We start from the raw sequence: 18,182 nt of genomic DNA on the forward strand, positions 1-18,182 counted from the left end.
AGTAAGCTAAAGCATAAGAAACATAAAAAAATGAAATATGAATGGTAATAACATTGAGGAACTAGATGACCCCGTTATTGATGTAGAAGATAACGAAGATTTATCCTCCCCTCAAATTTATGGGATTTCTAGTTATGGTGCAGATTATGATGTTGATGGCCTTGTCAAAAGGCTGAGAAGAGGAGATATTTTTATTCCACCTTTTCAAAGAGATTATGTATGGAATCAAGCTGAAGCTTCTAGACTTATTGAATCTTTATTACTTGGATTACCCGTGCCGGGTGTTTTTTTAGCGAAAGAAAGTGACTCAAATAAACTCTCAGTTATTGATGGACAACAAAGATTGAAATCATTACTATTTTTTTATGAAGGTTTTTTCAACCCAAAGGAAGGTGATGCAAGAAAACGAGTGTTTAAACTTAAGAATGTACAAGATAAATTTGAAGGTAAGACGTATGAAGAATTAGAGGAAGACGATCGAATTAATCTTGACGATTCAATTATTCACGCCACAATAATAAAACAAGAAACCCCGACGGATGATAATACTAGCATATATCATGTTTTTGAGAGGTTAAATACGGGTGGACGAAAACTTACTCCTCAGGAAATAAGGTCAGCAATCTATATTGGCAAATTAAATGATTTAATCGCAGAGTTAAACGAATATCCCACTTGGCGAGAATTATTTGGAAAAAAAAATAATAGATTAAAAGATCAAGAAATGATTTTGCGATTTTTTGCCATATACACCTCACTTGATTCATACAGTAAACCCTTAAAGGAATTTCTAAATAAATTCAATGGAAGATACAGAAACCCTACGGATACAGAGTTAGATAGATTAAGAACAATTTTTAAGCGTACAACTGATATTATATATGAGAGAATTGGCAAGAATGCTTTTAGACCAGACAGAGTTTTTAATGCTGCTGCATTCGAGGTATTAATGGTAGGTATAGCTAATAGAATTGAAGGCAATATAGACTTCGGAACATTTTCCGAGAATATAGATAGTCTATATAAAAATCAAGATTTTGTGGACTCCATAACAAGAGCAACTTCAGACGATAAGGTTGTTGAGGAGAGACACCGACTGTTTAATGAATATATAAATCAATATGTTCAATAATGCCGAACTGACCACACAGTACAATCGAATTCATCAATTAATAATTAAAGCAAAGGAATTTGAGCCTGACGATGAATTAAGATCGCACATGACCAAGTATATATGTGTTCTATGTTCAGGGTTTATTGAAAATTCGGTCTTTCACGTATTCAGCGATATAGCAGAAAATAGTTGCAGCCCTTCTGTTGTTTTGACATATACAAAGTCTCAACTTTATAAAATTCAAAATGCAAATAGTGAAAAAATACGAGCTTTAGCCAAATCTTTTAATCCTGATTGGCATGACCCGCTAAGAGATTATTTACAAGAAGAAAATAGGGGCGCAGCAATAAATTACATTCTTAAAGATAGACATAATATAGCACATGGAAGGGATTCAGATATAACCATAATCAAATTGGAGAATTATCTGAATAAGACAGTTGAAGTCATTAAGTACATTGAAAACAAATTAAATAAAAAAGAATCCAGCACTTGAAATATTTATAATGGATGACACTCATACAAACCGTCAATCGAAGGATCTTCAGAATTAAAATTAATTAGAAACTCACAGGAATGTTTCAGTGTGAGAAAATACTCTTGATTACCACCAATAAAATCTGAATAACTTTTTGAAGTGAAACCGATTTTTTAATCCCTCCTATAAAATTAAATTTTACCTTTGAGTGTATTTCGTGATATATTTTTTGTAGATCATAGGAAAGTTAAAAATAGGTGGAACAGTATTGATTCGAACACCTTTGAATAGTTAATTGTTTTTTTAAAAAAATTATATTTGAGATTATGATACAGTCACCAAACCAATTCAAATAGGAAATAAAATTGCTTATATTAGGGACTGTTTGGTCTGAAATAAGTAGAAGAATAAATACCATCAGCCAATAGAATAATGTCTCATTTAGAACCGAGTGAAACTCTGAGTGTGGAAAACATACTTAATAAATATTCTTTCACGATTTTTCAAAACTGTAATTGCATGCTAAATAATTTGCCTGAATAATTATACTATTTTTAAATATTCAATAGCCACCCAATTCATTTGATCTATCTGGAAAAACTTCCTACTTATCAATTTTTTATTTTAACTCACAAATGACAGATTTAAGCCAAAGAGAAAAAGATTTTTTAATAGAAAAGTTGCAAAAAGACGAGCAATTGCCTGATGATTTTAAGTATAAACTATTCCCCACTAAACATAAGGAATATGAATTGGTGTACGCTGGTAAAATGCGCAAAGAGGATATTCTTGCAGATGAGGATGGGGTAACAGCAGCACCCTTGCAGATTGAAAGGACTTATAATGGCAATCGTGAGTCTTTTGCTGATGGTTGGAAGAATATGATAGTCTTTGGTGACAATCTTCAGTTTCTTAAAACAATCTATAAGAATGAAGACCCACTAATCAAAAATAAGGTAAAAGATAGGGTTAAATTAATTTATATAGACCCACCATTCGCAACGGAATCGGATTTTAATGGTTCAGAGGGACAAAAAGCCTATAGTGATAAAACTAAAGACTCTGAATTTGTTGAGTTCATTAGAAAAAGGTTAATTGTAGCTAAAGAAATTCTTCATAAAGAGGGTGTTATTATTATACATCTTGATTATAAAAAGGTTCATTATATAAAGACTGTTGCTGACGAAATATTTGGAGAGAATAATTTTAAAAATGAAATTATTTGGCAAAGGTCAGACCCACATAATGATGCTAAGAAAAAGTTTGGGAATATCCATGATACAATTTTAATTTATTCAAAATCGGAATATTTCAAATATAATTGGGAAGATATAACGATTGATTTGAGTGATGCTGCAGTGAAGGAATATTCTTATATGAGTCACCATGGCGAAATAAAGAAAGCTATTAGTCCGTTACCTGAAGGTGCGCGATATGTAAAATTAGAAAGAGCTTCTTGGAAAGGCAATAATCCTGATAAGATTTTTGAATGGCGTGGTGTCAAACTAAAACCTGGCTTACAATGGATGGGTACTTATGATGAAATGGAAAGCTGGCTTGATGATGGTACTCTTTTTCTTCCCAAATTCCCAAAAGGTGCTCAAAGATGTAAAGTTATGTTTTTAGATAAAAGACAAGATGAAGGTCAGGTAGTTCAAGATATATGGCAAGATGTGGGAAGGATGAAAGGTGGCAAAGGCCTTTATCCAACCCAGAAACCTGAAGGTTTATTAGAAAGATTTATTCTTGCTTTTACTGATGAAAATGATATTGTATTAGACTTCTTTATGGGTAGCGGAACTACTTGCGCTGTTAGTGAAAAATTGAATAGAAAATGGATAGGCTGCGACATTGGTAAATATTCTTTTTTTACTGTTCAAAAAAGAATGCTGACCATTCAGGAGAGTAAAAATTTAAAAGGCAAAAATAAATTATATAAGAAGCCATCAAAAGCTTTTCATACAATAAATACTGGTATATATGATATTGAAAAACTTTTCAATCTTAAACATAATGAATATGAAAATTTTGTTCTTGATCTTTTTGAGGTAACCCCTAAATCAAAAAAAATATCGGGAATCGAATTTCAAGGCGAACGTAAAGATGGCTATGATGTATTAATTTGGAAATACTGGGAACACAAGGATGCAGCAGTAGATGAAGATTATTTGCTAATTCTACATAAAAATATCGGCAAAAAAGTGGGTGATAGAATTTATTTAATTGCTCCAGCAAATTCCGTTCAATTTATAGATGATTATTATGAGATAGGTAATGTAAGATACTATTTTTTAAAAGTGCCTTATCAAATTATACAGGAACTGCATAAAGAAAAATTCAAAAAATTTAGACAACCAAAAAGTTCTAATAATGTAAACTCACTAGAAAATGCAGTAGGCTTTCATTTTATTAGACAGCCAGAAGTAAAATCCTTATTTAAGGATGGGGTAATTTTTATCGAGCAATTTAAGGCCTATTACCCTGATGAGGAAACCCTGGAAGATATTCCTGGCCTCGAAGCGCTTGCAATGGTTGTAGTGGATAAAAATTATAACGGCAATGAGTTTTTGATGTCAGATGTATTTTTTGCAACTGATATTATTGATGAAAAGGGCCAAGCTCATATTTCAATAGAAAATTATGGTGCCAAAGTAAGCGCAGTTTATATTGATATCTATGGCAATGAATTCCGAGAAGTATTCACTACCAAAAATGGAAAGGGATGATTCAAGAAAAAAAGCGATATGACACGAAAGATTTAGTTCTGAAGGTTAATAAATTTTACAATCAAAGCGAGTTAACACTTTCACATTGGGATAGATTTTTGGACGGACTCTGCGGCACTAGAGAATACCAAAAAGAAGCTATAAAAAATTCGGTCATCTATTTAGCTTCTAAAGAGTATTCAAACATTGAGGATTTAGTTACAAAAAACCACTATCAAAATCCTCAATTGAGGGAAAGATACCCTGAATTGACTGATTATCATCGTAAAATTCAGTTACCTGGAAAATTATCTGCAACAATAGACCTTGCTACAGGTACAGGTAAGAGTTATGTGATGTACGGCATAGCTCAAATATTAATGGGTACAGGTTTGGTAAAAAGAGTGCTTGTTTTGTGTCCATCTACTACTATTGAAAAAGAATTGCATAAAAAATTTTTTGATTTAGCTGCAGACACAAAGCTGAAAGAAACAGTTCCTGAATTTGCAATAATAAAAAACCCCAGTATTGTTGACGGAAATGTTACAGTAGAGGAAGGAGCTATTTGTATTGAGAATGTCCACTCTGTTTACGAAAGAACTGGCTCCTCAATTGAGAATAGTTTTGGTTTTAAACAAGGCTCGGACACGCTTGTTTTGAATGACGAAACCCATCACATTTACAATAAAATTTCTGGAAATACCATGGAGGCAAAAGGCCTCAAAGTGTGGAAAAAATTTCTATTAGATGAAGGCTATGATTTTAAATATATGCTTGGGTTTACCGGTACCGCCTACATAGGGAATGATTACTTTAATGATGTTATATACAGATATTCATTGCGAGAAGCAGTGGATGAAAAATTTGTGAAGAAGATTAATTATGTTTCAGAAGATGACAGCATAAACGAAGACCAAAGATTTCAGAAAATCTATCAGAATCAAAATCAAAATAAGGTTACCTATAAAAATGTAAAACCTATTACAATTCTGATAACCAATAATATTACAAATGCAAAGAGACTTGAAACACGCTTAGTAGAGTTTTTAATGCTTGAAGAAGGGGTAGAGGAACGTGAAATTCGTGACAAACTTGTCATGACTGTTACATCTGACAAAGCGCACAAACATAATCTTATACGCTTAGAGGATGTAGATATGCCTGAGTCTACAGTAGAATGGATTATCTCAGTATCGATGCTAACAGAGGGATGGGATGTTAAAAATGTTTTTCAAATAGTCCCTATGGAGGAAAGAGCATTCAATTCGAAATTATTGATTTCTCAAGTTCTGGGCCGCGGATTAAGGGTGCCACCACAATACACTGGTAATGCAGAAGTCACAATTTTTAATCATTCTTCTTGGGGATCAAAAATTAAAGGATTGGTGGATGAAATTCTTGAATTAGAAATGCGCTTGGAAAGTTCTAATATTACGAAAGGCGATAGAAGTAAATTTCATTTTGAACTCTATAATATAGATTACAACAAAATAGAAAAAGCAGTTGAGAATAATAGTAAGAAGAAAGAGTTTAATTACAAAGGTTTTATAACTCTTGAATCTTCGGTTGACCGAGTAAGTCAGGAGACCACATATACAAACCTTAGTAACGAATTTAAGGGGGTCGAGTATAAGATTAAAAATCGAATGACGCCTATAAAAGAAATTGTAGATAAAATATATTACGAATTTCAGACCAGAGAATGGGAAGGAGTAACACTTAATCTGCAAGAAGGACAGTACACCAAGAATGACCTTCCACCTAAGAAAGAAATCACTAAATTGATTCGCCGTTCAATGGATAAAGTTGGGCTTGAAGGTGACGAGTTAAACGAAAAGAATAAAAGAAATATTTTCTCATCTTTCAATACCCTGTTAAGGCGTAAGAATAAATCACTTGAATTAGTAAGAATAGCCAAAAAACCATTTATAATCTCCACTAAGGAACGAATTAAAGAAACTTTGTCCGTTGGTAATTTACGATATAATTCTACTGTCATGTATTCCAATAATTACCTTGAAGAAGTTACTGATGCAGATGTCTTAAATTTTTTAAAGGACGTAATAGGTGATGAAACATTGCCTCGTACTGCAGTAAGACAGGCCAATAGCTATGATTTTAGAACACCAGTTGATTTAGTTTTTCTCAATGCGACCCCCGAAAGAAAATTTGCTGAAAAATTAATTAAAAATGAAAATGCAAAGGTTATAAGTTCCTGGTTGAAATCAACAAACCAAAGTTTTTATACAATTGAATATTCATTATCAAGTAAATCAGGAAATCATACTAAACAAGGAAAATTTAACCCCGATTTTTTTATTAAAACCTTTGAAAAAGGGATGGAATACATTACCGTTGTAGAAATAAAAGACGATCAGGATTATTCTGATTTGAATAAGGCTAAATTTAAATGGGCAAATATTCATTTTCAGGAATTAAATAAACAATTAGAAGAAAATGGTATTGTTCAACGTTATAATTTCCATTTTTTAAGTCCTGAAAATTATGATGATTTCTTTGAGTATTTGAGAAATGGAAAGTTAGTGCAGGGTTTATTTACTAGTAACCTAGATAAAGAACTGGCTAGTTCTGGTAAAAATGAATATTGATCAAAATCAGTACCCGGCCTATAATCAACAAATTTGAGACCCAAGGGTATTGGTAAGGTTTAATAGATAAATTAAAAGATGGGTATTCTAGTAGCCCATTACGGTATTATCGTATGGAGAGCTATAAGGGGAATAAGTAATACTTTTGAAAGAAATTAAAATTAACTTAAAAGTGAATAAAAGTTTTAAAATTAACTTATAAGTGAATATATTTGCACGTATAAAACCTATAGCAAGATATAATAAGGTGAGTTATTATTCTCTTGTGATTAATGATAATAATCTGTCTCTGTTTGAAGAATTTGTAGCCGTTCAAACGGAATCAAACAAGAGTAAGCTTAATCATATCCTTTCTTGGATTAAAATTATAGGAATTAAATATGGTGCACAACCCCATCATTTTAGATCTGAAGCAGCAATTGCAGATACTTCTGCATTACCCCCTAAAGGAGTTAAACGGGAACCGGCATACATTGAAAAAGGAAAGAAGGCCAATAATATGCTTAGGTTGTACACCTTCAGACTTAATGAGAACGTTGTATTTTTATTTAGTGGGGACCTTAAAACCTCCCGTTATGCTCAAAATTGCCCAAATGTATCATCCCACTTCAGTTTGGCAAATAAATTAACTGCCGCAATACAAGCAGCATTAGAAGAGAAAGAAATCCGTTGGATTGAAGACTTCACACAAATTGAATTTGAACAAGACTTTAAACTAGAGCTTTGATTATGAGTTTTCCTAAGAATAATATTATTGATAACTGGTTAGAAGAGAATGGCGATCCGGAAATAGAAAAGTTGACAGAGCGCAATCTGGCAATTTCTAATAAAGTTCAAGCCATTTTAGACCAAAGGGATATTAAGCAAAAAGAGTTTGCTGAAATGCTAGGTAAAAAACCTTCCGAAGTCTCTAAGTGGTTAACGGGGTTACATAATCTTACATTAAAAAGTATTACCAAGATGGAGGTTGCTTTAGGTGTAGATCTAATAAGCATTGAACCGGTAACAGAATACAGATATGTGTATTTAGGATCTGTAAAGGGTGAAGGTTTGGAAGAAGATATCAATGATTATGAGGAAAACTCAGAATACCAAGAAGCAATATAATGAGTAAAAACTCTCCTATAATTCCGGAGGAAATTGAGCTTTTCCATATAGAGATTTTAAATAGTAAGATCAAAGAAGGGAAAAAACCTCAGAAACCATCGTACGATATTGATGTAGCTCATAAAACTGCTCATAACTTAAAAGATGAAAGGATTAGAATAAAACTATTAATAAATTTATCTGATCAGCAAAAAAAAGAAGACGGAAATCAGTTGGACTTTGAGACAGATTTTCATTTCAAAATACAAAATTTGAAAAATTTCTATGATATTAATGAGGATAATACTCCGCGTTTTTCTGGAAATTTAATCGCTACTTTATTGGGTATTAGTTTCTCCACGGCTAGAGGAATGCTTTATGAACGTTTGGCGAATACAAACTTTCAGGGTGTGATACTTCCAGTAATTTCACCAATAAAAATGTTAGGTACTAAGACTAAAGGCACATAATAGTAGAAAAATATCTTCAATATTAACTAACGACTTCTTATCGTTCATTTTCTCAAATTAGTCTAATTCTGATTGCTACGGGCTGAAAAGGCTTTCCCATTCATTCACGTTTCAGAAAGAACCTTGCAGCATTATTCTCCAGATAGGACTAGGGATATTAATTCTTCCGAACAGTTGAAACAGAATGGGATTTGTATATTTGTTCATAAATTTACACTGTTCACGAATCGTGAACAGATGAAAAACGTGAACAAATGAAAGAAGAGCTCGTTTACAATGCTTTAAAGAACCTGGAAGAACCAAGTCATATCTATGCGAAATATGGAACTTCACAAAATTTAGATGGGTACCTTATCTTTCATTTTCCGTTCAATAACGAGGCTTTGAAGATGGTGATTGAAATTAAGAAAGAATTACGTCAGCATCAAATTCCCCAGCTTTTGGAAAGAAAACGGGAGTATAAAAATTTTTTACTCGTAGTGGGAAGACTTCATCCGGCAATAAAAAAACGCTTGCAGGAAAAAGGAATAGCTTACCTGGAAGAGAATGGAAGCGCTTTTATAAATCACGCAAACAATTATGTTTTTATCGAATCTAAAAAGTCATTAAAAAATAAAAAATATCATAACCACAAGGCTTTTACAAAAACAGGACTAAAACTGGTCTTTAGTCTTTTAATTCATCCTGAGTTAGTAAATGCCAGACAAAGAACCATAGCAGAAAAGAGTGGTGTGAGTCTGGGAACAGTGCCTAAAGTGATTAAAACTTTAAAAGATCAAGGCTTTTTAATCGTTCACAAAAATAACTATCTCTGGGAAGATCGTAAAGGTTTATTAGATCGCTGGACTAACGATTATGACCAACATCTAAAACCTAAATTATTTCGGGCTCGTTATGAACTACGGAAAGATTGGCGAAACCTCGAATTAACTCAGGGAGAAACCCAATGGGGAGGAGAGCCTGCAGGTGATTTATTGACCGGTTATTTGAGGCCGGAAGAATTCATATTGTATAGCAACGAGTCTTCGGTAAACCTGATGAAAAATTACAACCTTAGACCTAATGCTGAAGGAGAATTATTCGTTTATGAAAAGTTCTGGAAAGGAGATTCAGGTCCTGTTGCACCACCTTACCTAGTTTATGCAGATCTATTTCTAAAAGAAGACAAACGCTGCCGGGAAACCGCACAAAAGATTTTTGATGAGTATATCCAAACAGACCTATAAAGAACTTGCCATTCCTTATTTTAAAGAGGTTTTTGAAATTATCGATGACGTAAAAACATACCTCATTAGCCACCTCTTCCAATTTTTTAAAAAAATGGGCCAGCCAGGAAGATTGGGGTCTTGATTTGGCTCAGAAAATCCTTTTTGAATTTAAAAAAGGGATTAAAGAATGAAGTATCCAGGTGAATCAAAAATGCTTAATTATAAAGTCATAAGGAATTTGCCTTACATAATAAGAAGTAATTAAAAAATATAAATTTGTACTTCCATTTTAAATGAGATCTGGATATAGAACCATTACAACAGTACTTCCAGAGCTTTATCCACTACCTGAGTATCTAATTCTTTTAAATATGCCTGGGTCACCGTTAGGTTTTGATGTCCTAAAGATTCGCTAATCACATCAGTAGCAACTCCTTTTTGTTTTAGGCAGTTTGCAAAACTATGGCGGGCCACATAACTGCTGACATTTTTTGTGATCTCACAAATTGTAGCTAGTTCCTTTAGATTTTTATTGTAGATCCCTAACATTTTATGTTTTCGATCTGCAAGTTGGGTAGGAGTGTAGTTTTCACGATACAGTAATGGAAATACATATTTATTCCCATACCCATTAATTCGGTAATAGTCTAGAATTTCTCTTACCGGGGGCATTATGGCAATTGAGAAATTTCCTTTGGTTTTAGCCCTGGTGTAATAGATCACATTTTTTTCTACATCTTTCCATTCCAGACCCATCATGTCGGCAAAGTTCATCCCCCTGGTATAGAAACTAAAAACAAAGTAGTTTCTGGTATCAACTAAATGCGGATGATTACTCAAGTCCACATTGACAATGCGCATTATTTCATCAAAATCCAGGGCACGTTTAAAACCTTTGCCTCTTAAACCTGAAATTTTATATTTTTTAAAGGGATATAAACTTTCTTTCACAATGCCACGCTCTATGGCTTTGTTGAACAATGCCCTTATAGCTCTCATTTTTACGCCAACACCTCCGTCGGTTCCACCTCGGGATCTTAAGAAAGCATCATATTTGCTCAAAAAGGTAGAGTTCACTTCGCGAAAACTAAGTTTTTTGCTCTTATGAAATATTTGCACCGAGGTTTTGGTATCCTTATAAGACTTCGCATTTCCTACACGACCAGCATAGGTCATCTCGTCAACTATTTCATCAAAAAACGCAAAGACATCATTTTTAACCGGGTTGAAGGTAATTCTATAAAGCTTATCAAAATCTTCAAGTGTATAATCAGGATTTTGAATTTCAATTTCCGATGCTACCTGGTATGCCCGATCCTTAATTTTTACCAGTAACCGGTTATACGGAAAATGATTTTTCATCTTTTTGTTAAAGGTCCCTGTTGAAGCTGACCATTCGGAAATCTCTGCACTAAATGGGGTTTTATAATATTTAGTTTGCCGATCTTTGGTCACACGCAAGAAGATTGGGTACAACCCATCGGTTAATTTCTTTGTTCTCTGTACAATTTTTATAGTAATCATGCGGCTTAAATTGGGTACAACATAGGTACAACAAATGGGCAAATAAAGGTAAATATTGTAAAACTAAATGACAAGGAAAAAGTTGTAAAATATTGATTATCAATACATAAGAAGTTAAATGAAATTATCTGAAACACCAATTTCGCGGCTGTTAATCAGAGGGTCCTTGGTTCGAGCCCAAGAGGGGGAGCTTTCTTTTTTTACTGGGGACAACACTTTATTTTTCTTTAAGTATGTAGTTGAGAATTTTCTTCAATATTTAAAAAAGAATCACACCTTATCTTCCTCTTCAACTAAAAAACAGATTTGTGCTATTTGCACTTTTATTTCAATTAAACAGAGCATTTTACGCACTATAATTAATAGTTTCTACACTGAATTTTCTTTTGTTTTAAAAAATTAATTTCTCTTTTGATATATATATATATAATAATTGTTATAATTTTATGTAATGAATTTTATCATTTCCATAGGGCTCTCCTTTCTGTTTTTACTCCAGGGGTTTACTATTAGCCTCAAGGATTTTATACAGATTGGTGATATGGTAGAACACGTTGCCTTTCACGCCGACACTTATGGGGATAGTTTTGAAATTTTTCTGTCTAAACATTATGGTGAACTAAAAGAAGAACACACTACAGATAATCACGAGGAAGAAGAGGATCACGAAAAACTTCCGTTTAGTCATCATTCCAATATTCAAAATTTTATCGTTTTTGTTATTTTGCTCAACGATTTTTCTTCTACTAAAGTAATTTCAGAGCCTGCTTCCTCATCTATCTTTTTTTATACAGAAACCTATTCTTCAATCAGAGAATCGAAAATTTTCCAGCCTCCTCGAGTAGCATAAAACTTTGATTTTTAAAATTCTTATCTGCAAGAAAATCTCTTGTAGTTCATTTATTTTATATACAGGTTTATGCTTTCAAAAATTATAAAATTCAGTTTAGAGAACAAGCTTATTGTTCTTCTGTTTACCCTGTTTATTGCGGGTTATGGTATTTATTCGCTCACTCAAATCCCTATTGGTGCAGTGCCGGATATTACAAATAACCAGGTGCAGGTAATTACTACTTCACAAAATCTTTCTACGCAGGATATGGAGCAATTCATAACCTATCCAGTGGAACTTGAAATGGCAAATTTACCGGGTGTGAAAGAAATACGTTCGGTTTCTAAATTTGGACTTTCGGTAGTCACCATTGTTTTTGAAGACGACATGGGAACTTATCTGCCCCGGCAGCTAATTGCCGAAAAAATTGAATCGGCTTCCCAGAATATCCCCGAAGGTTTTGGAACTCCCGAAATGGGTCCTATTACAACAGGCTTAGGGGAGATCTATCAATACATTCTTGATACAGAACCCGGTTACGAAAACCGCTATTCTGCTACCCAGCTCCGCACAATCCAGGATTGGATTGTAAAACGACAGCTTTCCGGAATTCCCGGTGTGGTAGAGGTGAACAGCTGGGGAGGAAAGCTTAAACAATACGAGGTAGCCATAAACACAGGAAAACTAATGGCTATGAATATAAATACAGCCGATGTATTCACTGCCCTTGAGAAAAATAACAGCGTAGCAGGAGGTGGGTATATCGAAAAGGTTAACCAGGCTTATTTTATTCGTGGTGAAGGACTTGTTACCTCCCTGGAAGATATAGAGAACATTGTAGTGACCAAAATAGGAGCTAGTCCTGTTTATATTAAAGATATTGCTACCGTTGGTTTTGGGAATGCTACCCGGTATGGTGCGATCACGGGAAATGGAGAGGGCGAAAAAGTGCTGGGGCAGGTGATGATGCTTAAAGGCGAAAATTCCAACAAGGTGATTGAAGCCGTAAAGGAACGGGTAGAAACCATATCAGAAAATTTACCTGAAGGGGTTTACATTAACGGTTTTCTAGATAGAAGTGTTCTTATTGGTAAAACCACTTTTACGATTGCCGAAAACCTAATACTAGGCTGTCTTATTGTAATATTTGTTGTGGTTCTGCTATTGGGAAATTTAAGATCTGGGCTGGTAGTAGCATCGGTCATTCCACTTTGTCTTCTATTTGCCCTTTCCCTAATGTATATTTTCGGCGTAGATGCCAATTTAATGAGCCTGGGAGCTATAGATTTCGGTATTATTATAGATGGGGCCGTAATTATTGTAGAGTTTATAGCTTTTAAAATTACAGATAAAAAAGATGAACTTCAAAATCTCGAAACTGAAGAGAGAAGAATTGCCAAGGACAGGATTACTTTTTCGGGAGCATCAAAAATGATGAATTCAGCGGTATTTGGTCAACTAATTATACTTATTGTTTTTATTCCTATTCTTTCTTTGAGCGGAGTTGAAGGAAAGATGTTCAGGCCAATGGCACTCACCTTTAGTTTCGCTCTTATAGGCGCGATGATCCTTTGCTTTACTTATGTGCCCGTGATGTCTTCTTTGTTTCTAAAGCCTTCTAATTTATCTGAAAAGAATATTTCTGTTCGTCTAATGCGTTTTTTAACCCGGATATATGATCCCGCCATCCGTTTCGCGCTGAATGCTAAAAAACTGGTGCTGGGACTTGCTGTACTTATCCTCGCAATTTCTATATACATTTTTAATAGTATGGGAGGGGAATTTGTTCCTACGCTAGATGAAGGAGATTTTGTGATTCAACCAGTTCTGAAGACGGGAACTTCTCTTAGTGAAACCATTAAGTTGACTACCCAAATAGAGAATATACTTCTGGATAACTTTCCTGAAGTAGACCAGGTGGTAACAAGAATAGGTGCTGCAGAGGTGCCTACAGATCCTATGTCTATGGAAGAAAGCGATGTAATTATCGCTTTAAAACCAAAAGGTGAATGGGTAAGTGCAGAAAGTAAGGATGAATTGGCGGGTAAATTTAAGGAGGCCCTTGCCGTAATTCCCGGAATGGACGTAGAATTTACACAGCCTATTGAAATGCGCTTCAATGAATTGATTACCGGGGTAAGAGCCGATATTGCTATTAAAATTTTTGGAGAAGACCTTACCGTTTTAAGCAATAAAGCTAATGAGATAGAAAATCTGATTAGCGATGTGGAGGGAGCGGCTGATATAACAGTAGAAAAAGTAGAGGGGCTTCCCCAAATGAACGTAAAATACAACCGGTCGAAAATTGCACGATATGGGCTTAATATAGCCGATCTTAATGATCTAATAAGCATGGGGTTTTCCGGAAAGACCGTAGGAAATGTCTTTGAAGGAGAAAAAAGGTTTGACCTGGTAGTAAGATTAGATCAGGCCAACAGGAAGGATCTTGAAAGTCTTCAGAACTTGTATGTAGATACACCCACAGGAGATAAAATCCCGCTGCGGGAATTGGCTGAAATCTCATACCAAACCGGTGCTGCCAAAATTTCCAGAGATGATACACGCCGAAGGATTGTAGTGGGTATAAACGTCCGTAATCGCGATTTGCAGTCGGTTGTAGATGACATTCAGATGCTTATTAATAATAATATTGAATTACCGGTAGGGTATAGCATCTCCTACGGCGGACAGTTTGAAAATCTTGAAAGCGCGAGGAAAAGGCTACTTATAGCAGTGCCTATAGCGCTTGTTCTAATTTTTATACTACTTTATTTCGCCTTTAAATCGGTTAAAGAAGCACTTATAATTTATTCCGCCATACCACTGGCTTCAGTTGGCGGGATTCTACTTCTATGGTTAAGGGATATGCCTTTTAGTATTTCAGCAGGGGTAGGTTTTATAGCCCTATTTGGTATTGCGGTGCTAAATGGAATTGTGCTTATCGAACATTTTAAAGAATTAAAAAAAGAAGGGATGACACATAATAATGATCTTATAATCTCAGGAGCTAAAGACAGGCTACGTGCGGTACTTTTAACAGCTTCGGCAGCTGCCCTGGGTTTCCTTCCTATGGCTGTTTCTTCCAATGTGGGAGCTGAAGTGCAAAGGCCTTTGGCTACGGTAGTGATAGGAGGATTGGTGTCTGCAACTTTACTAACCCTTATTGTGTTGCCTGTATTATATTCAATTTTCGGAAATACCACTCGGCCAAAATCAGGTGGGACTAAACTTTCCAGAGGTACGATGGTTTTGTTATTATTAACTGCTATTCCTGGTTTCTCGCAGGAAAAAAATCTGAACCTGGAACAAATAAAACAACTGGCCTGGGAGAATAATGCTGGTTTAAAAGCATCGCAGCTTAGTACCAAAGAAGCTGAAGCCTTGATAAAAACAGCTTTTGATTTTAGTAATACTGAAGTTTATTACCATTACGATCAAAATAATCTGGCTGTAAACAATGAACCTCTGGAGGTGTGGGGTGTACAACAGGATTTTTCCTTTCCTACAGTTTATACCTCAGCCAGGTCAAGAAATAAAGCAGAGTACAGACTTAAAGATCTGACTTATGAACTTACAGAAAAGGAGTTGGAAGGCGCAGTAGCTTCAGCATATTACCGATTGCAATATGAGATGGAGCGGGAGCAGGTGTATGCTTATTTAGACAGCATTTACAGGCGTTTTTCCTATTCTGCAACAAGAAGGTTTGAACTGGGAGAAACCAATTACCTGGAGAAGATCACTGCTCAGGCAAAACAACGGGAATTACAAACAAGTTATGGGCAGGTGGGTGAAGCGGTTAATATAGCCCGGCAACACTTGCAAAGATTGGTACAGGCAAATGAATCACTCCATATAGCTAAAATTGAACTGCCAAAACTGGAAATAGAAAATATGGGAGTAGAGGAGCACCTGTTACTGGATTACCATCAGGCTAGAGTTTCACTTTTTGAAGCTGAGGCTCGATATCAGAAACAAAAACTACTGCCCGATATAAGTTTGAATTATTTCACAGGAACCAATTCAGGGTTAAATAATTATTTATACGGATACCAGGTCGGACTTAAAATTCCGATTTTATTTACAGGAAAAGCTGCACGTATTAAAGCTGCGGGCTTTGCAGAGAAGCGAGCTTTACAAGAAGCTGAGGATGCAAAGGTCTTTCTGGAATCAAAATACCTGACCCTGAGTGCTGATCTTAGGAAATATAGACAGTCGCTTTCTTATTACGAAAATGAAGGGAATGAACTTTCAAAAGAGATTCTTAAAACTGCCAATTTAAGTTATCAAAATGGGGAAATTGATTTCCTACAATATATTCAAAGCCTGGAAAGTGCGAATGAAATTCTACTTTCCTATCTGGAAAATCTCAATGCTTATAATCAAACCGTAATTGCCATTAATTATTTAATACCAAAGGAATGAAAAATCTCAAATATATAGTATTCATCTTCTTATTTCCAGTAATCATTAGCTGTAAGAATTCTGAGGAGAGTGAGGAACAGGTCTCAAAAGATAGTCCTGGAGAAATCGTGGTTTCCCAGGATCAATTTAGCAGCAGCGCGATGGAATTGGGGTTTCTTATAGAAAAAGATTTTCCGGAAGTTGTACAAACAACAGGAGAAATAGATGTGCCGCCGGAAAACCGGGTTGCAATCAGTGCTTTTACAGGCGGATATGTAAAACGTATACCGCTTCTGGTTGGAGATGAAGTCAAGAAGGGCCAGTCACTGGTTACATTGGAAAACCCAGAATATATTGAAATACAGCAAGAGTATTTAGAAGTAGCAGAGCAACAGAATTATCTTAAAGCAGATTTTGAAAGACAGCAAACCCTACTGAAGGAAAAAGTAACTTCAGAAAAGAAATTTCTACAGGCAAAAAGTGATTATAAAAAAAACCTTGCTATGTATAACGGTTTAAGGCGGAAATTACAAATGCTTAATATTAATCCAGCCAGTGTGGAAGAGGGCAGGATAACTTCAGAAATTACAATCTATGCTCCAATTAAGGGAAGTGTAACTGCTTTAGATATAAGCAGAGGTATGTTTGTTTCCCCTATGGATCGTATTATGGAGATTATTGATAAAGAACATATGCACCTTGAGCTTATTGCATTTGAAAATGATATCATGAAAATTACCAAAGGGCAGGAAATAATTTTCAGAATTCCGGAAGCGAAATCAGAGTCTTTTAATGCTGAAGTGTATTTGGTAGGCACATCAATTGACAGGGAAACGAGAACAGTAAAAGTACATGGGCATTTACCCGATAGTTTAATCGATAAGTTTTCTGTGGGAATGTTTGTAGAAGCGGATATTTTAACTAATCAATCTACTCATTTCGCATTGCCTGAGGAAGCGGTGATAACTCAGGATGAAATCTCGTATGTACTAAAACTAGAAGAGGAAAATGAAGATGGATATATTTTTAAAAGGCAGCCTGTTCAGGTGATAGGAACTTCTAATGGTTTTATCGGGATTGAGAATCAGGCCGGGTTTACGCAGGATGATCGCTTTTTAATTAAGGGAGGTTTTAGACTCATTGAATAATAGGATTCCGGAAAATATGGAATATAGATTAACTGCAAAACATACATTTTTCTTGCTTGGGAATTGAGATTCCTATTTTTGACAGAAGAATATGAAAAATCTGTTGTCCTTAAAATCTCAAAAAGGTTACCGATTAGGACACTTTTTATATCCGTTTAAATGATACAATTTGATATTGTGAAAAAAGAAAAACCCCGTAAACAGTGAGTTTTACGGGGTTTTGTTGTTATTTGTAGGCTTAAAAGTGCTCGAGGCGGGAGTGCTTTAATTCTCTCTCACCCCGTATTTACAAAGCCTTTCGGTTAGGGCATTTTAGAGTGCCCCCGAATTAGACACCTTTAACTTAAAATTAACTATAATCTACTTCTTTTTAAGCTCAGTAGTCTTTCCTCCCTGTTCCAACATCATTATATCAGTAGGGATAAAAGTAAGTTTAAGCATGATCTGATCGGCTTTAAAAATGTTTTCCCCTGCGGCATCCAGAGGAACCGGTGGTTGGCTAGTTCCCTTTCATATTTTATTATCCCATTTATATAAGAATTCCCTACTAAATTTGAACTCAGTTTTTAAATTCCTAGAGAGAAAACACCATTCAAATACTTAAATC

Annotated in this window: 12 protein-coding genes; 11 read left to right on the plus strand and 1 reads right to left on the minus strand. The window is 34.9% G+C overall.

Features of this window, described 5'->3' with window-relative positions; translation table 11 throughout:
- Positions 1-37: 37 nt before the first annotated feature.
- From LB465_RS09315 to LB465_RS09350, 8 genes are all read left to right on the plus strand, one after another.
- Positions 38-1,132 carry a GmrSD restriction endonuclease domain-containing protein gene (locus LB465_RS09315; RefSeq protein ID WP_224469587.1) on the plus strand — a complete coding sequence of 365 codons (1,095 nt, stop codon included), beginning with the start codon at positions 38-40 and terminating at the stop codon, positions 1,130-1,132.
- Entirely contained in the window at positions 1,122-1,610 is a 489-nt protein-coding gene (locus LB465_RS09320; protein ID WP_224469589.1) for a HEPN domain-containing protein, read from the plus strand. Before LB465_RS09315 ends, LB465_RS09320 begins: the two co-directional genes overlap by 11 nt.
- A 617-nt stretch (positions 1,611-2,227) precedes the next feature.
- Complete coding sequence (locus LB465_RS09325) at positions 2,228-4,318, plus strand: site-specific DNA-methyltransferase (RefSeq protein WP_224469591.1); 2,091 nt, start codon at positions 2,228-2,230, stop codon at positions 4,316-4,318.
- Entirely contained in the window at positions 4,315-6,906 is a 2,592-nt protein-coding gene (locus LB465_RS09330; RefSeq protein WP_224469592.1) for a DEAD/DEAH box helicase, read from the plus strand. Before LB465_RS09325 ends, LB465_RS09330 begins: the two co-directional genes overlap by 4 nt.
- Before the next feature lie 202 nt (positions 6,907-7,108).
- Positions 7,109-7,633 (plus strand): hypothetical protein, encoded by a 525-nt coding sequence (locus LB465_RS09335; RefSeq protein ID WP_224469593.1) that lies wholly within the window; start codon positions 7,109-7,111, stop codon positions 7,631-7,633.
- Between the two features lie 2 nt (positions 7,634-7,635).
- A complete protein-coding gene (locus LB465_RS09340) occupies positions 7,636-8,013 on the plus strand; it encodes a helix-turn-helix domain-containing protein (protein WP_224469594.1) in 378 nt (125 codons plus the stop codon).
- A complete protein-coding gene (locus LB465_RS09345; protein WP_224469595.1) occupies positions 8,013-8,462 on the plus strand; it encodes a hypothetical protein in 450 nt (149 codons plus the stop codon). Before LB465_RS09340 ends, LB465_RS09345 begins: the two co-directional genes overlap by 1 nt.
- A 254-nt stretch (positions 8,463-8,716) precedes the next feature.
- Positions 8,717-9,688, plus strand: coding sequence for a type IV toxin-antitoxin system AbiEi family antitoxin (locus tag LB465_RS09350; protein WP_224469596.1), 972 nt, complete (start codon positions 8,717-8,719; stop codon positions 9,686-9,688).
- 297 nt (positions 9,689-9,985) lie between these two features.
- On the opposite strand, the gene LB465_RS09355 is transcribed toward LB465_RS09350, so the two are convergent.
- Positions 9,986-11,194, minus strand: coding sequence for a site-specific integrase (locus LB465_RS09355; RefSeq protein ID WP_224469597.1), 1,209 nt, complete (start codon positions 11,192-11,194; stop codon positions 9,986-9,988).
- 451 nt (positions 11,195-11,645) lie between these two features.
- Here LB465_RS09355 and LB465_RS09360 point away from each other — a divergent pair, with 451 nt between their 5' ends.
- From LB465_RS09360 to LB465_RS09370, 3 genes are all read left to right on the plus strand, one after another.
- Entirely contained in the window at positions 11,646-12,044 is a 399-nt protein-coding gene (locus LB465_RS09360) for a hypothetical protein (RefSeq protein WP_224469598.1), read from the plus strand.
- Positions 12,045-12,113: 69 nt separating this feature from the next.
- The gene (locus LB465_RS09365) at positions 12,114-16,448 is read left to right on the plus strand and encodes a CusA/CzcA family heavy metal efflux RND transporter (protein WP_224469599.1); all 4,335 of its coding nucleotides are present in this window, start codon (positions 12,114-12,116) and stop codon (positions 16,446-16,448) included.
- Positions 16,445-17,575, plus strand: a complete 1,131-nt coding sequence (locus LB465_RS09370; protein ID WP_224469600.1) for an efflux RND transporter periplasmic adaptor subunit — start codon at positions 16,445-16,447, stop codon at positions 17,573-17,575. Before LB465_RS09365 ends, LB465_RS09370 begins: the two co-directional genes overlap by 4 nt.
- Positions 17,576-18,182 lie beyond the last annotated feature (607 nt).

This window comes from Salegentibacter lacus (assembly GCF_020164555.1).
GTDB lineage: Bacteria > Bacteroidota > Bacteroidia > Flavobacteriales > Flavobacteriaceae > Salegentibacter > Salegentibacter lacus.

Coding starts and splice junctions, on each gene's coding strand:
- LB465_RS09360 (WP_224469598.1), top strand. CDS start 11,646: ATGAATTTTATCATTTCCATAGGGCTCTCCTTTCTGTTTTTACTCCAG.
- LB465_RS09345 (WP_224469595.1), top strand. CDS start 8,013: ATGAGTAAAAACTCTCCTATAATTCCGGAGGAAATTGAGCTTTTCCAT.
- LB465_RS09325 (WP_224469591.1), top strand. CDS start 2,228: ATGACAGATTTAAGCCAAAGAGAAAAAGATTTTTTAATAGAAAAGTTG.
- LB465_RS09315 (WP_224469587.1), top strand. CDS start 38: ATGAATGGTAATAACATTGAGGAACTAGATGACCCCGTTATTGATGTA.
- LB465_RS09320 (WP_224469589.1), top strand. CDS start 1,122: ATGTTCAATAATGCCGAACTGACCACACAGTACAATCGAATTCATCAA.
- LB465_RS09330 (WP_224469592.1), top strand. CDS start 4,315: ATGATTCAAGAAAAAAAGCGATATGACACGAAAGATTTAGTTCTGAAG.
- LB465_RS09365 (WP_224469599.1), top strand. CDS start 12,114: ATGCTTTCAAAAATTATAAAATTCAGTTTAGAGAACAAGCTTATTGTT.
- LB465_RS09370 (WP_224469600.1), top strand. CDS start 16,445: ATGAAAAATCTCAAATATATAGTATTCATCTTCTTATTTCCAGTAATC.
- LB465_RS09350 (WP_224469596.1), top strand. CDS start 8,717: ATGAAAGAAGAGCTCGTTTACAATGCTTTAAAGAACCTGGAAGAACCA.
- LB465_RS09340 (WP_224469594.1), top strand. CDS start 7,636: ATGAGTTTTCCTAAGAATAATATTATTGATAACTGGTTAGAAGAGAAT.
- LB465_RS09355 (WP_224469597.1), bottom strand. CDS start 11,194: ATGATTACTATAAAAATTGTACAGAGAACAAAGAAATTAACCGATGGG.